Below are 24,870 nucleotides of genomic sequence, written 5' to 3'. Positions count from 1 at the left end.
ACCAGGAAATGGCTCGCGATCCAGTCAATTGATTTTGAAGCGTCTGCGCAACCCACGAAGCCCGTGGCTGACCCAAGGCCAAAGCAAAGCACTGACCAGCGCCGGTAATACCAGCGCCAAGGTAGGTTGGCGGTTGCCAGTCAAGGCGCTGAGCCACAACTGAGCCAACTGAGCCAAACCGAAAATCACCAAAATAACCAAGCTTTGCTGCCACATCGGAAACATTCGCAGGCGCTGCTGAAGGGACAACACCAAGAAGGTGATGAGGGTCAAAATCAACGCATTTTGCCCAAGCAAGGTGCCGTACAGCACGTCTTCCATCAGGCCCAGACACCACGCGGTCACCATGCCCACCTTATGCGGCAAGGCCAGAGCCCAAAAAGCCAACAATAGAGCCAGCCACAACGGGCGCAGGATTTCCATGAACTGCGGCATCGGCGAAATGCTGAGCAGCAGGCCAATTGCAAATGTGAGCCAGACAATCCAGCCATTACGCGAGCGAGTACCCGCCATTATTGCCTCTCCCGAGTAGTGGCCGGCGCAGCGGCTGGCGGCTTGGCTGCGGCAGCTGGTGCGGCAGGGGCTGGTTTTTTCACAGCCTTGGGGTCAGGCGCTGTCGGAGCCTGAGCCGCTGCGGGTGCAGTGGCTACAGGCGCAGGCGTGACAGGTTTGGGCACCGTCGCGGGAATAATCGTCGCGTCACCCGTTTGCTCAGCTTCCTGGGCTTGAGCCGCCTCGTTGGCGCGCTCTTCCGGGGTTCGGCTGTCACTGAATACCAGCAGCAAATAGCGGCTGCGATTCAGGGCTGCGGTTGGAACGGCACGCACAATGGCAAACGGCTGGCCGGAGTCATGAATAACCTCTTTCACTGTCGCCACCGGATAACCCGCCGGGAACCGCTGCCCCAAACCCGAGCTCACCAACAGGTCGCCCTCTTTGATGTCTGCCGTGTCTGCTACGTGGCGCAGCTCCAGTCGCTCGGGATTACCCGTACCACTGGCGATAGCGCGCAGACCGTTGCGATTGACCTGCACAGGAATGCTGTGAGTAGTGTCAGTGAGCAACAACACACGCGAGGTGTATGGCATCAACTCAACCACTTGCCCCATCAACCCGCGAGCATCAAGCACCGGCTGCCCCAGCACCACGCCGTCGCGCTCACCTTTGTTGATGATGATGCGATGGGTGAATGGGTTAGGATCCATGCCGATCAACTCGGCCACTTCAACCTTCTCATTGACCAGCGCTGAAGAGTTCAGCAACTCGCGCAAGCGAACGTTCTGCTCGGTCAAGGCCGCCAATTTTTGCATGCGCCCCTGAAGCAGAATGTTTTCCGTTTTGAGCTTCTCGTTTTCAGCAACCAGCTCTGTGCGACTGCCGAACTGACTGGCAACACCCTGAAACAGGCGCTGCGGCAAATCGGTAATCCAGTAGGACTGCATCAACACCAGCGACATTTGACTGCGCACAGGCTTGAGCAATGTGAAACGGGCATCGACCACCATTAATGCGACCGATAGCACGACCAGCACCAATAAGCGCACGCCCAATGAGGGGCCTTTGGAAAAGAGCGGTTTAATAAGCCGCTCCTCCGGGGCAAGGGTTCAATGTATTCATACGGCTTCAAGCGGCCTGGATGAAGATTGACAAAAGATAAACGCCAAAAGGCAGCACTGCAAAGTGCTACCTTTTGGTGATAACCATCGAACTGTAACCACCGATATTATTCGCTGGAGAGCAGGTCCATCGTGTGTTTATCCATCATTTCCAGCGCACGACCACCGCCACGCGCAACACAGGTCAGCGGGTCTTCGGCAACGATTACCGGCAGGCCTGTTTCCTGAGCCAGCAACTTATCGAGGTCACGCAACAGTGCGCCACCCCCCGTCAGTACCAGACCACGCTCTGCAATGTCCGAAGCCAGCTCTGGCGGAGATTGTTCCAGTGCGCTTTTCACGGCCTGAACGATAGTTGCCAGCGACTCTTGCAGAGCCTCAAGCACTTCATTGGAGTTCAGGGTGAAGGCACGTGGTACGCCTTCAGCCAGGTTACGGCCACGTACGTCGACTTCACGTACTTCACCGCCCGGATAGGCTGTGCCGATTTCCTGCTTGATACGCTCAGCCGTCGACTCACCGATCAGGCTGCCGTAGTTACGACGCACATAAGTGATGATCGCTTCGTCGAAACGGTCGCCACCAACCCGTACGGATTCAGCGTAAACCACACCGTTCAGGGAGATCAGCGCGATTTCAGTGGTACCACCACCGATATCGACGACCATCGAACCGCGAGCTTCCTCAACCGGCAAGCCGGCACCGATGGCAGCTGCCATTGGCTCTTCAATGAGGAAAACTTCACGGGCACCGGCACCCAGTGCCGACTCACGAATGGCGCGACGCTCAACCTGAGTCGATTTGCACGGTACGCAAATCAGCACGCGAGGGCTTGGCTGCAGGAAGCTGTTCTCGTGAACCTTGTTAATGAAATATTGCAGCATCTTTTCGCAGACGCTGAAGTCGGCAATAACGCCGTCCTTCATTGGGCGAATAGCGGCAATGTTGCCCGGTGTACGGCCCAGCATGCGCTTGGCCTCGGTGCCGACGGCAACGACACTTTTCTGGTTACCGTGCGTCCGAATAGCCACAACCGATGGCTCATTCAGGACAATACCGCGCTCACGCACGTAAATAAGGGTGTTGGCAGTGCCCAGGTCGATGGAAAGATCGCTGGAAAACATGCCACGCAGTTTCTTGAACATGGGAAAGGGACCCTAGGCAACGCGTGGGTAAAAAAGTGCGGCAAACTCTAACAACGACAGGGATTTTGGGCAAGGCACCAATATGTTAAATTGGACGCTTTTCCGAGCACCAGCCCCCACAATCGCGGCCATATGACCGTAGAAATGCGGTAGTGTTCCGACAATCTAACACACGGATAGCATCCGTCTTGTTTTCCACTGGAGAATCCCATGGCGCTTGAACGCTCCGACGTGGAAAAAATCGCTCATTTGGCCCGCTTGGGTCTCAATGATGCCGATCTTCCACGCACCACCGAAGCCCTTAACAGCATTTTGGGGCTGATTGACCAGATGCAGGCTGTCGACACCACCGGTATAGAGCCTCTGGCCCACCCACTGGAAGCCAGCCAACGCCTGCGTGCAGACGTCGTGACTGAGACTAATCATCGCGAGGCCTATCAGTCCATCGCACCAGCGGTCGAAAACGGCCTTTATCTGGTTCCGAAAGTCATCGAGTAAAGGGAAAGTGCCTGCATGCATCAATTGACTCTGGCCGAGATCGCCCGCGGACTCGCCGATAAAAAGTTTTCTTCCGAAGAGCTGACCAAGACCCTGCTGGCGCGCATCGCCCAGCTTGATCCTCAGCTCAACAGCTTCATCACCCTCACCCAAGACCTTGCGCTAGAGCAGGCCAAGGCCGCTGACGCACGTCGCGCCAAGGGTGAAACCGGCGCACTGCTGGGCGCACCGATTGGGCACAAAGACCTGTTCTGCACCCAGGGCGTGCGTACCAGCTGTGGCTCGAAGATGCTCGACAACTTCAAAGCCCCGTACGACGCCACTGTTGTTGCCAAACTCGCGGCTGCCGGTGCCGTGACGCTGGGCAAGACCAACATGGACGAGTTCGCAATGGGCTCGGCCAACGAATCAAGCTACTACGGCGCCGTTAAAAACCCGTGGAACCTTGAGCACGTGCCTGGGGGATCGTCCGGCGGTTCAGCGGCGGCCGTTGCCGCTCGTCTATTACCGGCTGCAACAGGCACCGATACAGGCGGCTCGATCCGACAGCCGGCTGCGCTGACTAGCCTGACCGGCCTGAAACCGACCTACGGTCGTGTGTCGCGCTGGGGCATGATCGCTTACGCCTCCAGCCTCGATCAGGGCGGCCCTTTGGCACGCACTGCCGAAGACTGCGCGATTTTGTTACAAGGCATGGCTGGTTTCGACCCGCAAGACTCCACCAGCATCGACGAACCTGTGCCGGACTTCAGCGCCAGCCTTAATGGTTCGCTGCAAGGCCTGCGCATCGGCGTGCCAAAAGAGTACTTCAGCGAAGGCCTGGACCCACGCATCGCCGAGCTGATCCACAACAGCATCAAAGCGCTTGAAAAACTCGGCGCTGTGATCAAGCACATCAGCCTGCCAAACATGCAGCACGCTATTCCTGCGTACTACGTGATCGCGCCAGCCGAAGCGTCTTCCAACCTCTCGCGTTTTGACGGCGTGCGCTTCGGCCACCGTTGCGAAGACCCGAAAGACCTGACCGACCTGTACAAACGCTCGCGCGCAGAAGGCTTCGGCCCTGAAGTACAACGCCGGATTCTGGTAGGTGCCTACGCTCTGTCGGCGGGTTACTACGACGCTTACTACCTGCAAGCGCAAAAAATCCGTCGCCTGATCAAAAACGACTTCATGACTGCATTTAATGAAGTCGACATCATCCTCGGCCCAACCACGCCTAACCCAGCCTGGAAAATCGGCGCTAAAAACAGCGACCCGGTTTCGGCCTATCTGGAAGACGTGTACACCATCACCGCCAACCTCGCGGGCCTGCCGGGCCTGTCGATGCCAGCCGGTTTTGTCGATGGCTTGCCTGTCGGCGTGCAGTTACTTGCGCCCTACTTCCAGGAAAGTCGCTTGCTTAACGTCGCTCACCAGTATCAGTTGAACACTGACTGGCACACGCGCACACCTGCCGGCTTCTGAGGAGAAACATATGCAATGGGAAGTTGTGATCGGGCTGGAAATTCACTCCCAGCTCGCCACCCAATCAAAGATTTTCTCCGGTAGCGCCACGACCTTCGGCGCTGAGCCAAACACTCAGGCCAGCTTGGTTGACCTTGGCATGCCGGGCGTATTGCCGGTACTGAACCAGGAAGCCGTGCGCATGGCCGTTATGTTCGGCCTGGCAGTGGACGCTGAAATCGGTCAGCACAACGTGTTTGCACGTAAAAACTACTTCTACCCAGACCTGCCCAAGGGCTACCAGATCAGCCAAATGGAGTTGCCGATCGTCGGCAAAGGCCATTTGGACATCACTCTGGAAGACGGCACGGTCAAACGCGTGGGCATTACCCGTGCGCACTTGGAAGAAGATGCGGGCAAAAGTTTGCACGAAGATTTCAGCGGCGCCACCGGCATCGACTTGAACCGAGCGGGCACCCCCCTGCTTGAAATCGTTTCCGAACCTGACATGCGCAGCGCCAAAGAGGCCGTTGCCTACGTGAAAGCCATGCACGCACTGGTGCGTTACCTCGGCATTTGCGACGGCAACATGGCTGAAGGCTCGCTGCGTTGCGACTGCAACGTGTCGATTCGCCCAGTCGGCCAGGCCGAGTTCGGCACTCGCTGCGAGATCAAGAACGTCAACTCGTTCCGCTTCATCGAGAAAGCGATCAACAGCGAAGTACAACGCCAGATCGAACTGATCGAAGACGGCGGCAAGGTCATTCAGCAGACGCGTCTGTATGACCCAAACAAAGACGAAACCCGCGCCATGCGCAGCAAAGAGGAAGCCAACGACTACCGTTACTTCCCTGATCCAGACCTGCTGCCGGTAGTCATCGAAGACTCGTTCATCGAAGACGTGCGCGCCACCCTGCCAGAACTGCCTCCGCAAAAACGCGAGCGTTTCCAGTCACAGTTCGGTTTGTCTGCCTACGACGCCAGCGTGCTGGCATCGAGCCGCGAACAAGCGGATTACTTCGAAAAAGTCGTGAGCATCAGTGGCGATGCCAAACTGGCCGCCAACTGGGTCATGGTTGAGCTGGGCAGCCTGCTCAACAAGCAAGGTCTGGATATCGACCAGTCGCCAGTCAGTGCTGAGTTGCTGGGCGGCATGCTGCTGCGCATCAAGGACAACACCATCTCCGGCAAAATTGCCAAAGTGGTGTTCGAAGCGATGGCCAATGGCGAAGGTTCGGCAGATGAGGTCATTGAAAAGCGCGGCCTCAAGCAAGTGACCGACAGCGGCGCCATTGAGAAGGTGCTGGACGAAGTGCTGGCAGCCAATGCTGAGCAGGTCGAACAATACCGTGCGGCTGATGAAGCCAAGCGCGGCAAAATGTTCGGTTTCTTTGTCGGCCAGGCGATGAAAGCCTCCAAAGGCAAGGCTAACCCGCAACAAGTCAACGAACTGCTGAAAAGCAAACTCGAAGGCTAAAAGCAAAATTTTGCGAACGACACTTTGTAGTCGCTGACGAGGGATGAGGCTGCGATAAGGCCTCAAGGGCCTTCAAAATAGCGGGGCTGCTTCGCAGTCCCTCGACAGCGACTACACGTTTTTATCAGGCTCGCATAAAAGGATTCCTCCCATGAAGCGGCTACTCGGCGCCTGCGCCCTGCTCAGCTTGCTCGCCGGCTGCGCCAGCCATGACATAGACCCACGCGGTTATGACGAAACCGGCGTCGCCTCTTATTACGGAGCTCGCCACCACGGCAAACGCACTGCCAGCGGTGAACCCTTCAACCAACATGCACTCACTGGCGCCCATCGCAAACTCGCTTTCGGCAGCCGAGTATTGGTCACCAACCTGAGCAACAACAAATCCGTCGTCGTACGCATCAATGATCGAGGGCCGCACACCCGTGGGCGTCTGATTGATCTTTCGCGCCAAGCCGCCCAGCAGTTGGGTATGCTGCGCAGCGGCACAGCCAAAGTCCGGGTTCAGGGCTTGAATGATTAACCGACGGAGTGGTCGTTATTTTGGGCTTAAGCGTTTTATCAACATGGAATCTACTGCAATTGCTGTGCGGCCTTGTGATGCTGATCGCTGGCGCAGAAGTGCTGGTGCGCTGCGCTGTGCGTATCGCGGCCAACATGAAAGTTCGCCCACTGCTGGTCGGTTTGACCGTAGTTGCGCTGGGCAGCAGTGCACCGCAAATGGCTGTCAGCCTACAAGCAGCGCTTAATGGCACCTCAGATATTGCCGTCGGCAGTGTCATCGGCAGTAACATCTTTAACGTCCTCGTCACTCTTGGCCTTTCAGCCCTGATTATTCCCCTGCGCGTGTCACGCCAATTGGTGCGTCTGGACATTCCGCTGATGATCATTGCCAGCGGGCTAGTGTTTGCCTTGGCGCTTAACAAAGAACTCGACCGCTTGGATGGCGTGTTACTGCTGTGCGGCCTGGGAGGTTATCTCGCCCTGTTGCTGCGCCAATCGCGTTACAGCGGTCATCACCATGTCAGCCAGCAGCACCCCCAAACTTCATGGCTGCACAATGTATTGATGATGCTCTGCGCCTTGCTACTGCTGGGGCTGGCCGGGCATTTACTGCTCGGCGCGGCGCTTGAAGTGGCGACAGAGCTGGGACTGTCAGAACGCATCATCGGTCTAACCATCATCGCCGTCTGCACTTCACTGCCTGAACTGGCCACCTCATTGATCGCTGCCCTGCGCGGCCAACGTGAAATCGCAGTTGGCAACGTCATCGGCAGCAACGTATTCAATCTGCTGGGCGTGCTCGGCTTCACGGCGCTTGTGGCTCCCACGCCACTGTCTGTCTCACCCAATGCGCTGGCGTTCGACCTTCCGGTCATGCTCGGCGTCGCAGTGCTGTGCTTGCCCGTGTTCTACACCGGCTACCGCGTAACACGGGCCGAAGGCTTGTTGCTTCTTGGGTTGTATTTAGCGTACGGGCTGCACGTGGTGTCCTTTACCACCGGCATGCCGTTGGCCGCAAAGCTCGAACACATGATGCTGTTTTATATCTTGCCGGCGCTGCTGGTGTTTTTGCTGTTCAGCACCCTGCGCGCGTGGCGTCGACAACACTGAGGAGTTTAGCGATGGACAGTAAAAAGACCGGCCTTGAAATGCGCCGTCAGGTGATGGGCGATGCGTTTGTCGACCGCGCACTGGGCAATGCCACCGACTTCACCCAGCCGCTGCAAGACTTCGTTAACGAACACGCCTGGGGCGGGGTTTGGAACCGCGAAGGGCTGCCACTCAAAACCCGCAGCCTGATCACGCTGGCCACTTTGACCGCACTCAAATGCCCGCAGGAACTAAAAGGCCATGTGCGCGGCGCGCTTAACAATGGCTGCACCGTTGATGAAATCCGCGAAGCATTGCTGCATTGCGCGGTTTACGCAGGTGTACCGGCTGCGATCGACGCCTTCCGGGCAGCGCAAGAAGTCATCGAAACCTATCAAGCTTGATGCCTTGGGCGGCTAAATCCAGCCGCCCCACTGCAACACAAAAATCCCGATATTGGTCGTGATCGCGGCCATCAGGGTGGTGATGACGATAATGGCGGCCGCCAACTCATGATTGCCATTGGCCGCACGGGCCATCACAAAACTGGCGGCCGCTGTTGGGCTGGCGAAGTATAAAAACAGCGTGCCCAACTCTGCCCCGCGAAAGCCATACAACCAAGCCCCCAGCGTGGTCAGCAACGGCAAGCCGACCATCTTGACCAAACTCGCGCTGATCGCTAAATCCCCACTCTTGCGCAAGCTGGCCAATGACAATGTTCCGCCAATACAGATCAACGCCAGCGGCAACGTCATGGCCGCCAGATACTCGCCGCAGCTTTGTAACCAAGTGGGTAAAGCAATTTTGAACGTTGCAAACGGGATTGCCGCCAGCACGCTAATGATGAGCGGGTTTTTCAACACGCTTTTGCAGATGCTCCACGGGTCGGACTTGATGACCGGGCTATAAACCGCCAGCACGACCGTCGACAAGGTGTTGTAGAGCAAAATCACCAACGCGGTGAGTATCGCCCCCAGCGAAATACCGTAATCACCGTACATGCTGGCCGCCAACGCCAAACCGATAACGGCGTTGTTCCCGCGAAAAGCACCTTGGGTGTAGATCCCACGGTCTGCTCGTGGGCAGCGCCAGATCGACCAGCCCCAAGCCAGCGAAAAGCTGACCAGCGTAGCCACCGTGAAATAACCAAGCAGATGGGGTTGCAGAGCGGTATTCAGATCAGCGTGCAAAATCCCCAGAAACAACAACGCCGGCATGGTGACGTTAAACACCAGTGCCGACGCTGTGTGGATAAAGCTGTCATTGATCCAACCCACGCGCTTGAATACCACACCCAGAAACAGCATGGCGAACACAGGCGCAGTGATATTGAGTGTCTGAAAAAAAATCGCCAACATGCCGAGCAATCCAATGAAAGTCGTTAGGTGGCTAATCTTAAGTCAGAGCCCAAACTAAAGCCTCCTTTTAAAAAGGCTTTAACAGGCTGATTTACATCCCTTTAACGGCGTAGATCCCAGCAGCGTTGCGCCAATAGGCTTTGTAGTCCATGCCGTAACCAAAGACATAACGATCCACACACGACAAACCCGCGTAATCGGCTTTCAGCCCCGGGCTCGCCTTGCGGTCGTGATCCTTGTCGATCAGCACCGCCGTGTGTACTTGACGGGCGCCAGAGTGCTTACAGAAATCAACAATGGCACTCAAGGTGTGACCTTCGTCGAGAATGTCATCGATGATCAACACATGGCGGTCCATAAAGGACACTTCTGGCTTGGCTTTCCAGAACAGATCGCCGCCGCTGGTTTGATTGCGGTAGCGAGTCGCGTGCAAGTAAGACGACTCAAGCGGAAATTTCAGATGGGTGAGCAGCTTGCCAGCAAAAATCAGGCCGCCGTTCATCACACAAAACACCACTGGATTTGTCTCAGCCATTTCGGCCGTGATTTGCGCGCCAATGCGGGCGATTGCCGCTTCAACTTCAGCTTCGGTGTACAGGCAGTCAGCCTCTCGCATGACTTGACGGATATGCTCGAGATCAGCAGACATGACGCTCTCCAGGGGGGGTTGCACAAGAAAAGCGGGCAAAGGTACGCATCCGCATGGCTCAGATCAAGCATTTATGGACTAACGTTCGCTAATGTCTGTAGGACATCCCCCCGGATTAGATTAATCTAGGCCGGTTTTTTTGCCTGCCCCGGAGCTTTTCCCTATGCCTATCCGTGAGATCCGCCATCCGCTGATCCGCCACAAGCTCGGCCTGATGCGCCGCGCTGACATTAGCACGAAGAACTTCCGCGAGCTCGCTCAGGAAGTCGGCGCGTTGCTGACCTATGAAGCCACCAGTGACCTGACCCTCGAAACTTATGAGATTGAAGGCTGGAGCGGCACTGTCCAAGTTGAAAAAATTGCCGGTAAAAAAATTACCGTTGTACCGATTCTGCGCGCCGGTATCGGCATGCTTGAAGGCGTTCTGAGCCTGATCCCGGGCGCAAAAGTCAGCGCCGTCGGTGTTGCCCGCAATGAAGAAACCCTTCAGGCCCACACCTATCTAGAAAAACTCGTACCGGAAATCGACGAGCGTCTGGCGATGATTATCGACCCGATGCTGGCCACCGGTTCGTCGATGGTTGCCACCATTGATCTGCTGAAAAAAGCCGGCTGCAAAGAAATCCGCGCCATGGTGCTGGTGGCTGCACCCGAAGGTATTGCTGCCGTTGAGGCCGCTCACCCGGACGTGATCATCTACACCGCCTCCATCGATAATCGTCTCGACGAGCACGGCTACATCATTCCGGGCTTGGGCGATGCCGGCGACAAGATCTTCGGCACCAAGCAAAAGGACGCATAACATGCAGGACGAGTTCAACGACCCGCTCTGGCGCCAGATTATCTCGGGTGCTCAGATGCTCTTCGTGGCCTTTGGCGCGTTGGTATTGATGCCTTTGATTACCGGCCTCGACCCTAACGTCGCGCTGTTCACGGCGGGTCTCGGGACTCTGCTGTTCCAGATCGTGACCCGGCGCCAAGTGCCGGTCTTTCTGGCTTCGAGTTTCGCTTTCATTACCCCGATCATTCTCGCCAAAGGCCAATTCGGCCTCGCAGCGACCATGGGCGGCGTGATGGCAGCCGGTTTCGTGTACACCTTTCTGGGTTTCGCGGTAAAGCTCAAGGGCACCGGTTTTATCGATCGCCTGCTTCCACCCGTGGTCATTGGCCCGGTGATCATCTCTATTGGTCTGGCGATGGCTCCCATTGCAGCGCACATGGCCATGGGCCGCGCTGAGGATGGCACCGAGTTGATTCACTACCAGACGGCCATGCTGATCTCGATGCCTGCCTTGCTGACCACCTTGATCGTGGCGGTATTCGGTAAAGGGATTTTCCGTTTGGTGCCGATTATTGCCGGTGTGCTGGTAGGTTTTGCGATGGCGTTTTACTTCGACGTGGTCGACACGGCGAAAATCGCTGCCGCGCCGTGGTTTGCTCTGCCGCACTTCACTGCACCCGAGTTCAACTGGCAGGCGATTCTGTTTATCGTCCCCGTGGCATTGGCCCCGGCCATTGAACACATCGGCGGCGTGATTGCTGTGGGTAGCGTGACAGGTCGCGATTACCTGAAAAAACCTGGGCTGCACCGCACCTTGTTTGGTGATGGCATTGCTACAACCGCAGCAGGTCTGCTGGGCGGCCCGCCAAACACCACCTACGCCGAAGTCACTGGCGCCGTGATGCTGACCAAGAACTACAACCCGAAAATCATGACCTGGGCGGCGATCTTCGCCATCAGCCTGGCATTTATCGGCAAGTTCGGCGCATTACTGCAAAGCATTCCAGTGCCTGTGATGGGCGGGATTTTGTGCCTGCTGTTCGGGTCAATTGCTGCGGTCGGGATGAACACCCTGATTCGCCACCAAGTTGACCTGAGCGAAGCGCGCAATCTGGTGATTGTGTCGGTAACGCTGGTCTTCGGGATTGGCGGCGTGCTGATCGGCACAGGCATGGGCCCAGAAGACTTCGGCCTCAAAGGCATTGCACTGTGCGCCATCGTGGCCATCGCGCTGAACCTGATCTTGCCGGGCAACGACAGCTGGAAAAACAAGAAAGGTGACGACCCGATTATCTAAGTCGGCCAAAACCTGCTCTTCCTTGTAGGAGGGGCTTGCTCGCCAGCAAGCTCCCTCCTACAAGGTTTATCCCTTACAACGCCAATGGCGCCCTTTCACACAACTTATTCAACGCCGCAGCCCACTGCGGGCTGTCATTCAAGCAAGGCACCAGCACCAACTCCTCGCCCCCCGCCGCAATAAACTGTTCGCGTCCGCGATCACCGATCTCTTCCAGGGTTTCAATGCAGTCAGCGACAAAGGCCGGGCACATCACCAAAATCTTTTTTACGCCCTGCTTGGCCAAGGCATCCAGACGCGCCTCGGTGTAGGGTTCAATCCATTTGGCACGCCCCAAACGAGACTGGAACGCAACCGACCACTTACCTTCCGGCAACCCCATCTGTTCAGCAAACGCCTGTGCTGTGCGTAAACATTGCGCTCGGTAACAAGTTGCCAAAACCGCAGGCGATGCGTTCTGACAGCAATCCTCATTTTTGAAGCAGTGATTGCCCGTAGGGTCGAGCTTGCGCAAATGCCGCTCGGGCAAACCGTGAAAGCTTAACAACAGATGATCGTAGTCTTGCTCAAGATGCGGCTTGGCACTGGCCACCAGCGCATCAATGTATTGCGGCTGATCGTAAAACGGCTGAACAATCGAGAATTGAATCGCCAGCTTCTGGCTCTTGACCACACGCTTGGCTTCTTCAATCACCGTGGTGACCGTGCTATCAGCGAACTGTGGATAAAGCGGCGCCAGCGTCACCTTCCTGATGCCCTGGGCCGCCAAGCGCGTGAGCACGGTTTCAATAGAGGGCTCGCCGTAGCGCATTGCCAGCTCCACAGGGCCTTGCTTCCACTCGCGGGTCATCGCCTGCTGCAAGCGACGACTGAGCACCACCAATGGCGAGCCTTCGTCCCACCAAATGGAAGCATAGGCATGGGCCGATTGTTCAGGACGCTTAATCAAAATCAACGACACCAGCAAACGGCGAACCGGCCACGGTAAGTCGATCACGTAAGAGTCCATCAAAAACTGGTTCAGGTAGCTGCGTACATCCGCTACCGAAGTAGACGCCGGCGAACCCAGGTTAACCAGCAACAGCGCGTGGTCGGTCATGCAACATCCTATTTCAGAGGCGGGCGGACAAGTCATCCAAAGCCGCACGCAAATCAGTGAACTGAAAAGTAAAACCGGCGGCCAGCAATTTGGCGGGCTTGGCCCGCTGGCCGCCCAGCAATAACTGCGACAACTCGCCCAAACCTGTGCGCAAAACAAAAGCCGGCAGCGGCATAAACGCAGGGCGGTTCAACACCTGGCCAAAGGTTTTGGCGAACTCTGCATTGCGTACCGGCTGCGGCGCGCAGGCATTATATGGGCCCTGCGCTGTATTCTCATGCACAAGAAAATCAATCAGGGCTATTTGATCGTTGATGTGAATCCACGGCATCCATTGCCGACCATTGCCGATGGGCCCGCCCAGCGCCAGTTTGAACGGCACCCGCAGGCGCGACAAAAAGCCGCCCTGGGCTGCCAACACCAACCCCGTGCGCACCAACACCACACGAATGCCTAACGCCTGAGCACGCTGTGCGGTTTCTTCCCAAGCAATGCACAAGTGGCTGGCGAAATCCTCACTGACAGGTGGCGACTCTTCCGTCAATTCGCGTTCGCCCCCATCTCCGTACCAACCAACAGCAGAGCCTGAAATCAGCACAGACGGCTTTTGCTCGCGGGTTTCAAGCCAGGCGATAAGCGTTTCTGTCAGGGTAATCCGACTGCTCCACAACAACGCCTTACGTTTGTGAGTCCAAGGTCGGTCAGCAATGGGAGCACCTGCTAGATTCACTACTGCGTCAATGGGCTCATGTTCGAGTTCCTGGAGATTAGCCACGCCTCTGACATCAGCGCCGCACAGTTGATGTACCTGCTCAGGACGGCGACTCCAGACGCTCAGGCGATGACCTTGGGCTAACCAATGACGACACAGTTGGCGGCCTATTAAGCCCGTACCGCCGGTCAGCAATATGTGCATGAGTTGAACCTCGCAGGGAGTTTTATCCAGAGCACTGGTCTATTTTTATAGAAAGACCCCTTTTGTTCGGGCCACTGACTTTTTAAAGAATAGGCCAGACTGGCCTCGCAGGCGCACTAAAACTTATACCAAAAAATAAAATTGTACAGGTATTACCGACGACGTAGTCTGTGCAAACAGGAACGAGGCCAATATGACTGTACCTATCGCAATTATTGGGACCGGCATTGCCGGGCTTTCGGCAGCCAGTGCGCTGCATAAAGCAGGACACGCCGTGCATTTGTTCGATAAAAGCCGTGGCAGCGGCGGCCGCATGTCGAGCAAACGCAGCGACGCTGGGGCGTTGGATTTGGGCGCGCAATATTTCACGGCACGCGATCGCCGATTTGTCGCTGAAGTCCAGCAGTGGCAAGCCAAAGGTTGGGTCGCAGAATGGGAACCCCATCTGTACAACCACAAAGATGGTCAGCTCACGCCCTCTCCTGACGAGCAAACCCGCTGGGTCGGCAGCCCACGCATGAGCGCCATTACCCGCGGCCTGTTAGGGCATCTCACAGTGGATTTTTCGTGCCGCATTACTGACCTGATTCGCGGTGAAAAACACTGGCACCTGCTCGATGCCGAAGAGCGCACCCACGGCCCCTTTAGCCACGTGATCGTTGCCACCCCGGCGCCACAAGCAACCACTTTACTGGCCAGCGCACCCAAACTGGCAAGTGCCGCTGCTGGGGTCAAAATGGAGCCCACATGGGCCATCGCTCTGGCCTTCGACACGCCTCTTGATACACCAATGGAAGGCTGCTTTGTGCAAGACAGCCCACTGGACTGGCTAGCCCGCAATCGCACCAAACCTGGACGCGACACAACACTCGACACTTGGGTGCTGCACGCCACCAGTGCCTGGAGCAAAGAGCACCTAGACCTGCCCAAAGAAGCCGTTATTGAGCACTTGCATGGCGCTTTTGCTGAGTTGGTTCACTGCACCATGCCAGCGCCAACGTTCACACTTGCGCACCGCTGGCTCTACGCTCGCCCTGCGGTGGCCCATGAATGGGGTGCTCTGGCCGATGCGGACTTGGGCTTATATGCCTGCGGCGACTGGTGCTTGTCGGGCCGCGTCGAAGGTGCCTGGCTCAGCGGGCAGGAAGCTGCGCGCAGGCTGATCGAGCACTTGTCTTGAACCGAATTAATCCGCGCAAATTATTGCTGTCAAAATGGACAGCAGTTCACCCCACGAACCGCGAAAAACACTTTCTGGTGACCGAGTTGTTTTGCGATGAAACAGACAAGGTGCTGGAGGTTGAACTGCAAGCGGTTTTAACCCGCAACAGCCAACGCATTGACTGGCAAAGCCTTCAAGACCCCCATAAATGGGCAATGGGCTGGCAGTAAGCCAGCCCATCAGGGATCACAATCACGAGCTTGCCGTTCACTGCATCGTCAAAACAAAACGCCCCTTCCAAATACCTGTACAAAAAAATTGACTTGTACAACGTCAAGCCTATGATGACCTTTAAGTTGTACATCAAAAAAAGATGTACAACTATTTTTTGGAGGTTCGCCACATGACCATCATCGACTCACCCCATCGCAAACCCAAAATTGCCATCAGCGCGTGCTTGCTCGGTGCTGAAGTTCGTTATAACGGTGGGCACAAAGAGTCACGTCTGTGCAGCCAAACCCTCAACGAACACTTCGACTTTGTACCCTTGTGCCCAGAAGTTGCCATCGGCTTAGGCACTCCGCGTCAGCCGATTCGCTTGATAGGCGATCCTAAAAACCCTCAAGCCGTAGGCAGCATCAATAACGAGCTGAATGTCACCCAGCCTCTGCACGATTACGGCGTGAGCATGGCTGCTGTGCACACTGATATCAGTGGCTACATTTTCATGCAGAAATCCCCGTCCTGCGGGCTCGCACGGGTCAAGGTGTATCAGGACAAAGGCCGCCCTGCTGAGTTAAGTGGCCAAGGAATTTACGCCAACGCTTTTTGCGCTGCACACCCAGATTTGCCCGTCGAAGAAGACGGCAGGCTGAACGATCCGGTGCTGCGTGAGAACTTCCTGACCCGGGTGTTGGCCTACAGCGCCTGGCAAGACTTGCTCAAGCAAGGCATCACGCGCAGAGACCTGACCGAGTTTCATGCCCGTTACAAGTATCTGCTGATGGCCCATCACCCTGTTCAGTACAGAACCTTGGGCAATTTACTGGGGAGCATGGGCAAGAACGACCCTAAAGCCATCGCACCGTATTACTTCAGCGAACTGATGAAAGCACTCAAACAGTGTGCAACTCGCCGCACCCACACCAATGTGTTGCAACACCTGAGCGGCTACCTTAAGCAATCCATCAGCACCGAAGACAAACAAGAGGTTCAGCACCTGATTGGTCAGTACCTGCAAGGGATTGTGCCGCTCATTGTCCCGCTGACACTGCTCAAGCATCACTTCCGCCAACATCCAGATCCCTACATCTCGCGTCAGGTTTACCTACAGCCACACCCGGAAAACCTCAGCCTGCGTAATGCGATCTGACCATGAGCCAAAACCCGGTAGACAACAACGCCAGCCCTCCTGATTACGATCAGGCGCTGGCCCAAGGCTGGCTGCCCATTCGCGAAGTAGCCCGCGTGACAGGCGTAAACGCCGTGACACTTCGGGCATGGGAGCGACGTTATGGCTTGATCATTCCGCACCGGACAGCCAAAGGGCATCGCCTGTATTCAGCCGAGCATGTTCAGCGCATCCAGCAGGCCCTTATGTGGCTTAACCGTGGCGTTTCAGTTAGCCAGATCAAGCCGCTTCTCGACATGCCCCCCGCGCACAACGAACCCGCGAACAACGATTGGCATGCGTGGCGCCAGACCCTGAGCCGAGCCATCAGTGACTTGGCCGAACACACACTTGATAACCACTTTAACCAAGTGATGTCGCTCTACCCCACACGAACACTGTGCCAATACCTGCTACTTCCACTGTTGAGCGAATTGGAACAACGCTGGCAAGGCCAATTTGGTGCGCAGTTGGAACAAGGTTTTTTTAACGTTTGGCTGCGCAGCAAATTGGGGGCCCGGATTTACCACAACAACCGCTCGCTAAGCGGTGCACCCGTTGTGCTGATCAATCACTCAGACCGAGCCTTCGAACCTCATCTGTGGCTCAGCGCTTTGCTGGTCAGCAGCAGCCACTGCCCGGTTCAGGTATTTGACGCGCCGCTGCCCAACGGTGAACTGGCGCTCGCGGTCGAACGCCTTAAAGCCCGCGCCGTTGTGCTCTATTCGAGCAAACCGATCAACACCCACAACCTGTCAAAACTTTTAAATGGCATTGAGTGTCCCACTCTCATCTCGGGGCCAACCGTCCGCATCCACAACACCGAGTTAACCGTACTCACGACTGAAATCGCAGGATTGTCTTTGGCGCACGACCCGGTAGAGACCCACCAACGTCTCGCCCAGCTCGGGCTGTGCTAGCTCTCAAGCGTTTGCCCTAGGAACTAACATGCAACTGATCTGGCTGCGCAACGATCTGCGCCACTACGACAACACAGCCCTGAGCGCAGCCGCCGAACGCGGCCCCACTGTCGCCGTGTACCTCATCACTCCCGAGCAATGGCTGGCCCACGACGACGCCCCGTGTAAAGTCGATTTTTGGCTGCGCAACCTGCGCTGTTTAAGTGACAGCCTGATGCAACTCAATATCCCATTACTGATCAAAACGACGCCCGCTTGGAGCCAGGCCCCCGGCGTACTTCTCGAACTGTGCCAGCAATTAGGCGTTGAACAGGTTCACGTTAATCAGGAATACGGCATCAACGAAACCCGACGTGATCAAGCCGTCGAGCAGGCACTTGATGCCCAAGGCATCGGTTTTCAGCGCTATCTTGACCAACTGTTATTTCAGCCCGGCAGCATCCTCACCCGTTCGGGTACCTACTTTCAGGTGTTCAGCCAGTTCCGGAAAACCTGCTACAACCGGTTGCACATGGCGTTGCCACAGATCGTTGCCAAGCCAAACACCCAAGCGCCTTTATCCGTTTTGCGAGATGCCATCCCAAATTCCGTGGAAGGGTTTACTACACCCAACTCATCACTGCGCGAGCTATGGCCTGCCGGGGAGGACGAAGCTCGCCAGCGCTTAATACGTTTTGCCGATGAGCAAATTCTCTATTACCAAAGCGAGCGGGATTTACCTGCTAAACCGGGCACCAGCCAGCTTTCGGCCTACCTCGCAGCAGGCGTCATCTCACCTCGCCAATGCCTGCACGCGGCACTGCAAAGCAATCATGGCGAGTTCGAAAGTGGTAACCTTGGCGTTTTTACCTGGATCAGTGAACTGCTATGGCGTGAGTTCTATAAACATATTTTGGTCGGTTACCCGCGGGTTTCTCGGCATTGCGCCTTCCGCCCAGAAACTGAAAACCTGCCTTGGCGTGACGCCCCTGACGAACTTGCGGCTTGGCAGCAAGGGCGTACGGGCATCCCAATCATCGACGCGGCCATACGCCAACTGCTCGAAACCGGCTGGATGCACAACCGGCTACGCATGGTAGTGGCGATGTTTTTAACCAAAAACCTGCTGATTGACTGGCGCGAAGGCGAACGTTTTTTTATGCGCCATTTGATTGATGGCGACTTGGCAGCCAACAACGGCGGCTGGCAGTGGAGTTCATCGACCGGTACGGATTCGGTGCCATATTTCCGAATTTTCAACCCGATCAGTCAGTCTGAACGCTTCGATCCTGAAGGTCGTTTCATTAAGCATTGGCTGCCTGAACTCGCCGAGCTAAACAAAAAAGAAGTGCATAACCCTGCATCGGCAGGCGGGTTGTTTGGTGTGGCCAACTATCCGCAACCCATAGTTGATTTAAAACGCAGCCGCGAGCGAGCGCTTAACGCGTTCAAAAACCTGCCTTCGCGTCAACACGTTGAAGAGCGTAATGAGCAACTTTGCTCACCCGCTTAGAGCGTTTTTCGAGCCCTTTTGCTCGCCATGATGTGAGCGAGGCCCAAGAATGCTGCGCAGCGTTTGTCAGCGGATTCACACCTGATGCAGGTGCTGCCTTACACTGCGCCCCCTATGACCAACATCCCGCTGACCGACCTTACCGAACCCGCCGTCACATGCTCAACGTGTGCGGCATGCTGCTGCCAACTGGAAGTGATGCTGATCACCGAAACCGGTGTACCCGAACGCTTTATCGACCACGACGATTGGGGAGGTGAAGTGATGCTGCGACTCGATGATGGCTGGTGTGCAGCGCTGGATCGCAACACCATGATGTGTACCATCTACGAAAAACGGCCGCTGATTTGCCGCGAGTTCGAGATGGGCGATGTTGAATGCCTTAACGAACGTCAAGGCATCGCCACGGCATATCGCTGAATATCAAAACCCTGTTGTCGCTGCCACAGGCTGCAATGTCTGCCTGGTGCCCTTGCGGCAGCGACTTCACGGCTTAGAGCGGCATCGTGTAATGCAGCGCGTAGCTTTCTATCCCGTCATTGGTGCTGGAAATGCCGGCATTAGAGTAGTGAGTGGCCCGAATACCCACTTCATGCCCGCCCACAAAACGCAGACCAAACCCTATCCGGTCTTCAAACTGGAACGCCGTCCCCAGCTTTTGCTCTTCAACCTCGGTGTTGGAAAACAGCGCCAGCCCTATTCCTGCTTCGATATAAGGCTTGACCGTTTCACCGGCGAACTCATACACAAAGACCGGTGAGAATGACAGGCTGCTCGTCCCGGATGATTTTTTACCGTCCCAATAGGTGTAAGCCCCATCCCAATACCCGGTCAGGCGGCCTACATCACTTTGCAGCCAGCTTGTGTCCCAGTCGGACTTCAAGCCCAAACGGTAGGTCATGGACGATTGGCTGGTGTGCCCTACTGCAAATTCAACACCGGCAGCTTGCGCCGCAACACTATGCCCCAGAGTAGCCGCTGCAAGTGCAGCCAAGCAAAACAGTCGCTTCATAAGAAAAATCCTATTTTCATATGCGTATCGGTAAATTGTTGTGTGCCTCATCAGGCAAGCGTTATGAAGCGGATCAGCGCGTATTAGTTCAAATAAGTGACGCCGCTTTCACACTTTTTTTACATGCCGAAGCTTCGCACAACGCCAGATTTATTCCACAACGAAGGTAGGATATTTCTCATCTTTTCTGGGGAGGCGCTGGTCCAGAACTGAGTTTCACGGGCTGGACCTACAGCCAACAGCGTGCGTTCATCCAATAAACGCTGAAGCTGACGAGCCACGGCAGCGCCGGTATCAATCAGGATGATTGACGAGGGCAGCATCTGGCTGAGCAGAGGCTTGAGGAAAGGATAATGCGTACACCCCAGAATGATCGTGTCGCAATTGGCCGCCAGCAAAGGCTCAACATAGCCCCGCAACAATGTGATTAAAGCGTTGCTGTGCAAATCACCGGCTTCAATCAACTCCACCAGGCCCGGGCAAGGCTGGGTAATTACCCGCACATCGCTGGCAAAACGGTCGAGCAAGGCCGCAAATTTGGCGCTTTGTAAAGTGCCTGTGGTTGCGAGCACGCCGACGACACCGCTGCGGGTAGCCGCTGCTGCAGGTTTAACCGCAGGCTCCATGCCGACAATAGGCCAATCGGGAAAACGCTGACGTAACTCGGCCACACCCGCAACTGTCGCTGTATTGCACGCCAACACCAGAGCCTTGGCACCTTGCTGCTGGAAAAACTCAGCAATCACAGCGCAACGCTGGCGAATAAAATCGGGGGTTTTCTCGCCATAAGGAATATGCCCGCAGTCGCCGACATACAACAACGACTCATTGGGTAGGCGCTGCTCAATTTCTTTGAGAACCGACAACCCTCCGACGCCAGAGTCAAATACGCCAATCGGCGCCTCACTCATGGGCAGCACCACATACGCTGCACGCAGGGTCTCGCTTGACCCGCAACTCACGAAAGCGGGTGCCCAGCGCATCAATCAACAGCAAGCGCCCAATCAAAGGTTCACCGAAACCGGCCAACACTTTGAGCGCCTCAAGTGCTTGCAGGCTACCGACTAACCCCACCAACGGCCCAATCACACCGGCTTCGCTACACGTCAGTTCATCATCACTGCCATGCCCATATAAGCAGTGATAACAAGGGCTCTGCGGCTGACGCGAATCAAATACCGACAACTGGCCTTCCAGTCGAATCGCTGCGCCACTGACCAGCGGCTTGCCCGCCACGACACACGCCACATTGACGGCTTCGCGGGTGCCAAAGTTGTCACAACAATCAAGCACCACATCAACAGCGGCCACAGCTTGGGCCAAGGAATCAGCATCCAGCGCCGAGCGATGAGCGATGAGCGTGATCTCTGGGTTGATGGCTTGAAGCCGACTCAGGGCTGAATCGACTTTGCTCATGCCCACACTGGGGGTGTCATGAATAACTTGGCGTTGCAGATTAGTCAGGTCAACGCTGTCGAAGTCAGCCAAATGCAACTCACCAACCCCGGCGGCGGCCAGATACAAAGCGACTGGCGAACCCAGGCCGCCCAGACCGACGATCAACACCTTGCTGCTTTTAAGCTTCAATTGGCCGTCGATATCGACCTGTTGCAGCAGGATCTGTCGGCTATAGCGCAACAGTTCCTGATCTGTCAGCACGGCAGGCGACCCAACGTAATGCGCTCGTGACCACCCAAGTCCTTGCGGCTTTCAACGTGCTCAAAGCCTGCGACTTGCAACAGGTCACGTACCGCAGCAGCCTGATCGTAGCCGTGCTCCAGCATCAACCAGCCACCGGCATTGAGGTGTTTAGCCGCTTGGGCAACGATGTGGCGAATGTCGTCCAACCCATCGGCGCCCGCTACCAATGCACTTTCAGGCTCAAAACGCACATCACCTTCAGCCAGATGAACATCACCAGCAGCAATGTAGGGCGGGTTGCTGATAATCAGATCGAAGTGTTGACCCGCCAATGCACTGAACCAGTGACTGTTCAGCACGCTGACGTTTTCGAGCTGTAAGCGCTGACGATTGCGCTCGGCCAGCGCTACCGCTTCCAATACGCGATCCACTGCCTTGACCTGCCAGGCCGGGCGTTCGCTAGCCAACGCCAACGCAATCGCACCACTGCCAGTGCCCAAATCCAGCACATTGGCGGGGGTGGCGGGCAGTAGATCCAACGCCGTTTCGACCAACAATTCGGTATCAGGTCGCGGAATCAGCGTATGCGGTGCCACTTCGAGATCCAGCTTCCAAAACCCTTGCTGGCCCAAAATATAGGCCACAGGTTCGCCAGCCCGGCGACGTTGCAGGTACTGCGCAAAGGTTAATGCCGCTTCACTGCTGACAATTTTTTCAGGCCAGGTGTGCAAGTAACTGCGCGACTTGCCCAAGGCAGCAGCCAGTAACAACTCCGCATCCAGACGCGCTGTGGACGAGTCGGGCAGTTCAGCCGCACGTAACAAGCTGGCAATAATGGTCATTTATTCACCCAGGGCTGTCAGTTGATCAGCCTGAAATTCCGCTAACAACGGCTCGATGACGGCATCAACGCCGCCCGCCAGCACGTCATCCAAAGAGTACAAGGTCAGGTTGACGCGATGGTCTGTCACCCGCCCTTGCGCAAAGTTGTACGTGCGAATGCGCTCAGAACGATCCCCGGAGCCCACCAGCGATTTACGCTCGCTGGCAATGGCATTGGCCGCAGCGCTGGTTTGCTGGTCATTCAATTTGGCTGACAGCCAAGACATGGCTCGGGCACGGTTTTTGTGCTGCGAACGCTCTTCCTGACACTCCACCACGATGCCCGACGGCAAGTGTGTGATGCGAATGGCCGAGTCGGTTTTGTTAACGTGCTGACCACCCGCGCCCGAAGAACGGTAGGTATCAACCCGTAAATCAGCCGGGTTGATCTCGATGGCTTCTTGCTCGTCCGGCTCTGGCAGTACGGCAACCGTACAGGCGGAAGTGTGAATACGGCCTTGAGATTCAGTCGCCGGAACACGCTGCACGCGATGTACGCCGGACTCAAACTTCAACTTGCCGTAAACACTTTCACCTTCAACACGGGCAATGACTTCTTTGTAGCCGCCATGCTCGCCAACGCTTTCGGACAGGATCTCTACCCGCCAGCCACGACGCTCTGCGTAACGCGAGTACATGCGAAACAGATCGCCCGCAAAAATAGCCGCCTCATCACCACCCGTACCGGCTCGAATTTCGAGGAATACGTTGCGACCATCGTTCGGATCTTTGGGCAGTAACATGCGCTGCAAGTCGCCTTCCAGTTCGATCAGCCGCTCTTTGGCTTCGCGAACTTCTTCAACCGCCATTTCACGCATATCGGGGTCGCTGTCCTTGAGTAACGCCTGAGCGCCTTCAAGGTCGGCCTGTACTTTCAGCCATTGGCCGTAGGCGGCAACAATGGGTTCAACTTCTGCGTACTCCTTGGAATACGCGCGGAACTTGGTTTGATCCGAAATAACTTCGCCATCGCCAAGCAACGCGGTCAATTCTTCAAAACGGTCCTGGAGAATGTCCAGCTTATTAAGCAGTGACGCTTTCATTACGATTTTTTATCCGCAGAGCTATCCGATGAGCCCTCACCGAGGGCAAAAAGTTCTTGGGCCATGGCCAGCGCATCGAGGCGGCCTTCGGCGGAAAGCTTTTTCAGTTGCACGCTGGGCGCATGCAACAGCTTATTAGTCAGACCGCGTGCCAGTTGTACCAGCACGTCTTCAGGATTGCTGCCATTAGCGAGCATTCTTTGGGCCTTTTGTAGCTCTTCATCGCGTAGGCGTTCGCTTTGTTGGCGGTAGGCTTTAAGCACATCAACAGCCGCCAGCTCGCGCAAGCGCACCATAAAGTCTTCGGCACCAATACTGACCAGCTCTTCCGCTGCCTGAGCTGCGCCTTGGCGACTCTTGAGGTTTTCAGCAACGACTTCATGAAGGTCATCGACGGTATAGAGGTAAACGTCGTCCAACTCGCCGACTTCAGGCTCGATATCGCGAGGAACAGCAATATCAACCATGAAAATTGGTTTGTGCTTACGCAGCTTGAGCGCACTTTCGACAGCGCCCTTACCCAGAATCGGCAATTGGCTGGCGGTGGAGCTGATCACGATATCGCTGTGTACCAGCTCTTGGGGAATATCGGACAGCAACACCGCGTGCGCACCAAACTGTTCAGCCAGACTGCTGGCACGCTCCAGTGTGCGATTGGCCACCACGATACGTTTGACCCCCAGATCATGCAGATGGCGAGCGACCAACGTGATGGTCTCTCCGGCACCGATCAACAATGCCTGGCTGCGCTGCAAATCGCTGAATATCTGCTTGGCCAAACTCACCGCTGCAAATGCTACCGACACCGGGTTTTCACCGATGGCCGTGTCGGTGCGCACTTGCTTGGCCGAATTAAAGGTGGCTTGAAACAAACGCCCCAATAATGGCCCAACAGTGCCCGCTTCACGCGCAACGGCATAGGCAGACTTCATCTGCCCCAGAATTTGCGGCTCGCCCAACACCAGCGAGTCCAGCCCCGATGCCACGCGCATCATGTGACGAACGGCAGCATCGTCTTCATGAATATAGGCGCACGATCGCAGCTCATCGAAGCTGAGGTTGTGGTAGTCGGCCAACCATTTCAGCACTACATCTGCCGAAAGCTGGTCTTGCTCTATATAGAGTTCACTGCGATTGCAGGTGGAGAGGATCGCAGCTTCGCGGCTGTCGGTGAGGCGGCAGAGCTGCTGCAAGGCCTCAACCAACTGCTCAGGGGTAAAAGCCACGCGCTCGCGGACGTCTACTGAAGCAGTCTTGTGGTTAATACCGAGTGCAAGGAAGGCCATTCAAGATCGCTGATGATGACGAGAAGCCGGCAATTGTCCTACTTCGTCAGATCCAGAACAACCATTGCTGACTATTGTCTCTATAGTTAAGGTCTGTTGACGCCCACTTAGACAGCATCACAGACCCAGATATCGATAGTCGCACCTGTTATGGTTTGCGCTATCGC

Annotated in this window: 27 protein-coding genes; 14 read left to right on the top strand and 13 right to left on the bottom strand. The window is 56.1% G+C overall.

Annotation, left to right across the window (positions count from 1 at the left end):
- Nucleotides 1-24: 24 nt before the first annotated feature.
- The 3 genes from mreD to mreB form a co-directional block, all read right to left on the bottom strand.
- Nucleotides 25-513: a rod shape-determining protein MreD gene (mreD, locus tag ACZRJQ_RS18595; RefSeq protein ID WP_463979793.1), complete on the bottom strand. Its 489-nt coding sequence runs from the start codon at nucleotides 511-513 to the stop codon at nucleotides 25-27.
- Nucleotides 513-1,580 carry a rod shape-determining protein MreC gene (gene mreC / locus ACZRJQ_RS18590; protein ID WP_463979873.1) on the bottom strand — a complete coding sequence of 356 codons (1,068 nt, stop codon included), beginning with the start codon at nucleotides 1,578-1,580 and terminating at the stop codon, nucleotides 513-515. The genes mreD and mreC overlap by 1 nt, the downstream gene beginning before the upstream one ends.
- Before the next feature lie 143 nt (nucleotides 1,581-1,723).
- Complete coding sequence (mreB, locus tag ACZRJQ_RS18585) at nucleotides 1,724-2,761, bottom strand: rod shape-determining protein MreB (protein ID WP_002555108.1); 1,038 nt, start codon at nucleotides 2,759-2,761, stop codon at nucleotides 1,724-1,726.
- Between the two features lie 210 nt (nucleotides 2,762-2,971).
- On the opposite strand from mreB, the gene gatC reads away from it, so the two are divergent.
- The 6 genes from gatC to ACZRJQ_RS18555 all read left to right on the top strand — a co-directional run bounded on the left by gatC (nucleotide 2,972) and on the right by ACZRJQ_RS18555 (nucleotide 8,179).
- A complete protein-coding gene (gatC, locus tag ACZRJQ_RS18580; RefSeq protein ID WP_047273347.1) occupies nucleotides 2,972-3,259 on the top strand; it encodes an Asp-tRNA(Asn)/Glu-tRNA(Gln) amidotransferase subunit GatC in 288 nt (95 codons plus the stop codon).
- Nucleotides 3,260-3,274: 15 nt separating this feature from the next.
- On the top strand, nucleotides 3,275-4,726 hold the full coding sequence (gene gatA, locus ACZRJQ_RS18575) for an Asp-tRNA(Asn)/Glu-tRNA(Gln) amidotransferase subunit GatA (protein ID WP_463979792.1): 1,452 nt from the start codon (nucleotides 3,275-3,277) through the stop codon (nucleotides 4,724-4,726).
- Between the two features lie 10 nt (nucleotides 4,727-4,736).
- On the top strand, nucleotides 4,737-6,182 hold the full coding sequence (gene gatB, locus ACZRJQ_RS18570) for an Asp-tRNA(Asn)/Glu-tRNA(Gln) amidotransferase subunit GatB (protein WP_463979791.1): 1,446 nt from the start codon (nucleotides 4,737-4,739) through the stop codon (nucleotides 6,180-6,182).
- A gap of 151 nt (nucleotides 6,183-6,333) precedes the next feature.
- Entirely contained in the window at nucleotides 6,334-6,705 is a 372-nt protein-coding gene (locus ACZRJQ_RS18565) for a septal ring lytic transglycosylase RlpA family protein (RefSeq protein ID WP_463979790.1), read from the top strand.
- A gap of 77 nt (nucleotides 6,706-6,782) precedes the next feature.
- A complete protein-coding gene (locus ACZRJQ_RS18560) occupies nucleotides 6,783-7,796 on the top strand; it encodes a calcium/sodium antiporter (protein ID WP_463979789.1) in 1,014 nt (337 codons plus the stop codon).
- Between the two features lie 11 nt (nucleotides 7,797-7,807).
- Nucleotides 7,808-8,179 (top strand): carboxymuconolactone decarboxylase family protein, encoded by a 372-nt coding sequence (locus tag ACZRJQ_RS18555; RefSeq protein WP_463979788.1) that lies wholly within the window; start codon nucleotides 7,808-7,810, stop codon nucleotides 8,177-8,179.
- A 12-nt stretch (nucleotides 8,180-8,191) separates the two neighbouring features.
- On the opposite strand, the gene ACZRJQ_RS18550 is transcribed toward ACZRJQ_RS18555, so the two are convergent.
- Nucleotides 8,192-9,133, bottom strand: coding sequence for an AEC family transporter (locus tag ACZRJQ_RS18550; protein WP_463979787.1), 942 nt, complete (start codon nucleotides 9,131-9,133; stop codon nucleotides 8,192-8,194).
- Between the two features lie 91 nt (nucleotides 9,134-9,224).
- Entirely contained in the window at nucleotides 9,225-9,782 is a 558-nt protein-coding gene (locus tag ACZRJQ_RS18545; RefSeq protein ID WP_463979786.1) for a hypoxanthine-guanine phosphoribosyltransferase, read from the bottom strand.
- A 163-nt stretch (nucleotides 9,783-9,945) separates the two neighbouring features.
- Between ACZRJQ_RS18545 and upp the strand changes: the two genes are divergently transcribed.
- Together upp and ACZRJQ_RS18535 are read left to right on the top strand one after the other, a co-directional pair.
- Nucleotides 9,946-10,584 (top strand): uracil phosphoribosyltransferase, encoded by a 639-nt coding sequence (upp, locus tag ACZRJQ_RS18540; RefSeq protein WP_463979785.1) that lies wholly within the window; start codon nucleotides 9,946-9,948, stop codon nucleotides 10,582-10,584.
- A 1-nt stretch (nucleotide 10,585) separates the two neighbouring features.
- On the top strand, nucleotides 10,586-11,860 hold the full coding sequence (locus ACZRJQ_RS18535) for a uracil-xanthine permease family protein (RefSeq protein ID WP_463979784.1): 1,275 nt from the start codon (nucleotides 10,586-10,588) through the stop codon (nucleotides 11,858-11,860).
- 73 nt (nucleotides 11,861-11,933) lie between these two features.
- Here the strand turns inward: ACZRJQ_RS18535 and hemH are convergent, their stop codons facing one another.
- The gene (hemH, locus tag ACZRJQ_RS18530; protein WP_463979783.1) at nucleotides 11,934-12,959 is read right to left on the bottom strand and encodes a ferrochelatase; all 1,026 of its coding nucleotides are present in this window, start codon (nucleotides 12,957-12,959) and stop codon (nucleotides 11,934-11,936) included.
- Nucleotides 12,960-12,972: 13 nt separating this feature from the next.
- Nucleotides 12,973-13,875 carry a TIGR01777 family oxidoreductase gene (locus ACZRJQ_RS18525; RefSeq protein WP_463979782.1) on the bottom strand — a complete coding sequence of 301 codons (903 nt, stop codon included), beginning with the start codon at nucleotides 13,873-13,875 and terminating at the stop codon, nucleotides 12,973-12,975.
- A gap of 193 nt (nucleotides 13,876-14,068) precedes the next feature.
- On the opposite strand from ACZRJQ_RS18525, the gene ACZRJQ_RS18520 reads away from it, so the two are divergent.
- The 6 genes from ACZRJQ_RS18520 (at nucleotide 14,069) to ACZRJQ_RS18495 (ending at nucleotide 19,259) form a co-directional block, all read left to right on the top strand.
- Nucleotides 14,069-15,055, top strand: coding sequence for an NAD(P)/FAD-dependent oxidoreductase (locus ACZRJQ_RS18520; protein ID WP_463979781.1), 987 nt, complete (start codon nucleotides 14,069-14,071; stop codon nucleotides 15,053-15,055).
- Nucleotides 15,052-15,267, top strand: coding sequence for a TIGR02450 family Trp-rich protein (locus ACZRJQ_RS18515; RefSeq protein WP_463979780.1), 216 nt, complete (start codon nucleotides 15,052-15,054; stop codon nucleotides 15,265-15,267). Before ACZRJQ_RS18520 ends, ACZRJQ_RS18515 begins: the two co-directional genes overlap by 4 nt.
- A 173-nt stretch (nucleotides 15,268-15,440) precedes the next feature.
- Nucleotides 15,441-16,409: a YbgA family protein gene (locus ACZRJQ_RS18510; protein ID WP_463979779.1), complete on the top strand. Its 969-nt coding sequence runs from the start codon at nucleotides 15,441-15,443 to the stop codon at nucleotides 16,407-16,409.
- Between the two features lie 2 nt (nucleotides 16,410-16,411).
- Nucleotides 16,412-17,347, top strand: coding sequence for a MerR family transcriptional regulator (locus ACZRJQ_RS18505; RefSeq protein WP_463979778.1), 936 nt, complete (start codon nucleotides 16,412-16,414; stop codon nucleotides 17,345-17,347).
- A gap of 28 nt (nucleotides 17,348-17,375) precedes the next feature.
- Nucleotides 17,376-18,839 (top strand): deoxyribodipyrimidine photo-lyase, encoded by a 1,464-nt coding sequence (gene phrB / locus ACZRJQ_RS18500; protein WP_463979777.1) that lies wholly within the window; start codon nucleotides 17,376-17,378, stop codon nucleotides 18,837-18,839.
- Nucleotides 18,840-18,953: 114 nt separating this feature from the next.
- Complete coding sequence (locus tag ACZRJQ_RS18495) at nucleotides 18,954-19,259, top strand: YkgJ family cysteine cluster protein (protein ID WP_463979776.1); 306 nt, start codon at nucleotides 18,954-18,956, stop codon at nucleotides 19,257-19,259.
- 73 nt (nucleotides 19,260-19,332) lie between these two features.
- Here ACZRJQ_RS18495 and ACZRJQ_RS18490 read toward each other — a convergent pair whose 3' ends face one another.
- From ACZRJQ_RS18490 to hemA, 6 genes are all read right to left on the bottom strand, one after another.
- Nucleotides 19,333-19,851 (bottom strand): acyloxyacyl hydrolase, encoded by a 519-nt coding sequence (locus ACZRJQ_RS18490; RefSeq protein WP_463979775.1) that lies wholly within the window; start codon nucleotides 19,849-19,851, stop codon nucleotides 19,333-19,335.
- A 119-nt stretch (nucleotides 19,852-19,970) separates the two neighbouring features.
- Entirely contained in the window at nucleotides 19,971-20,762 is a 792-nt protein-coding gene (murI, locus tag ACZRJQ_RS18485) for a glutamate racemase (RefSeq protein ID WP_463979774.1), read from the bottom strand.
- Nucleotides 20,755-21,510: a molybdopterin-synthase adenylyltransferase MoeB gene (locus ACZRJQ_RS18480; RefSeq protein WP_463979773.1), complete on the bottom strand. Its 756-nt coding sequence runs from the start codon at nucleotides 21,508-21,510 to the stop codon at nucleotides 20,755-20,757. The genes murI and ACZRJQ_RS18480 overlap by 8 nt, the downstream gene beginning before the upstream one ends.
- Entirely contained in the window at nucleotides 21,504-22,334 is an 831-nt protein-coding gene (gene prmC / locus ACZRJQ_RS18475) for a peptide chain release factor N(5)-glutamine methyltransferase (protein WP_463979772.1), read from the bottom strand. Before prmC ends, ACZRJQ_RS18480 begins: the two co-directional genes overlap by 7 nt.
- Nucleotides 22,335-23,417, bottom strand: coding sequence for a peptide chain release factor 1 (gene prfA, locus ACZRJQ_RS18470; RefSeq protein WP_463979771.1), 1,083 nt, complete (start codon nucleotides 23,415-23,417; stop codon nucleotides 22,335-22,337).
- Nucleotides 23,417-24,703, bottom strand: coding sequence for a glutamyl-tRNA reductase (gene hemA / locus ACZRJQ_RS18465; protein ID WP_463979770.1), 1,287 nt, complete (start codon nucleotides 24,701-24,703; stop codon nucleotides 23,417-23,419). The genes prfA and hemA overlap by 1 nt, the downstream gene beginning before the upstream one ends.
- Nucleotides 24,704-24,870 lie beyond the last annotated feature (167 nt).

This window comes from Pseudomonas sp. E315, from assembly GCF_055406205.1.
The sequence above is the reverse complement of the archived record's forward strand: the minus strand, read 5'-3'. Positions and strand labels throughout refer to the sequence as shown.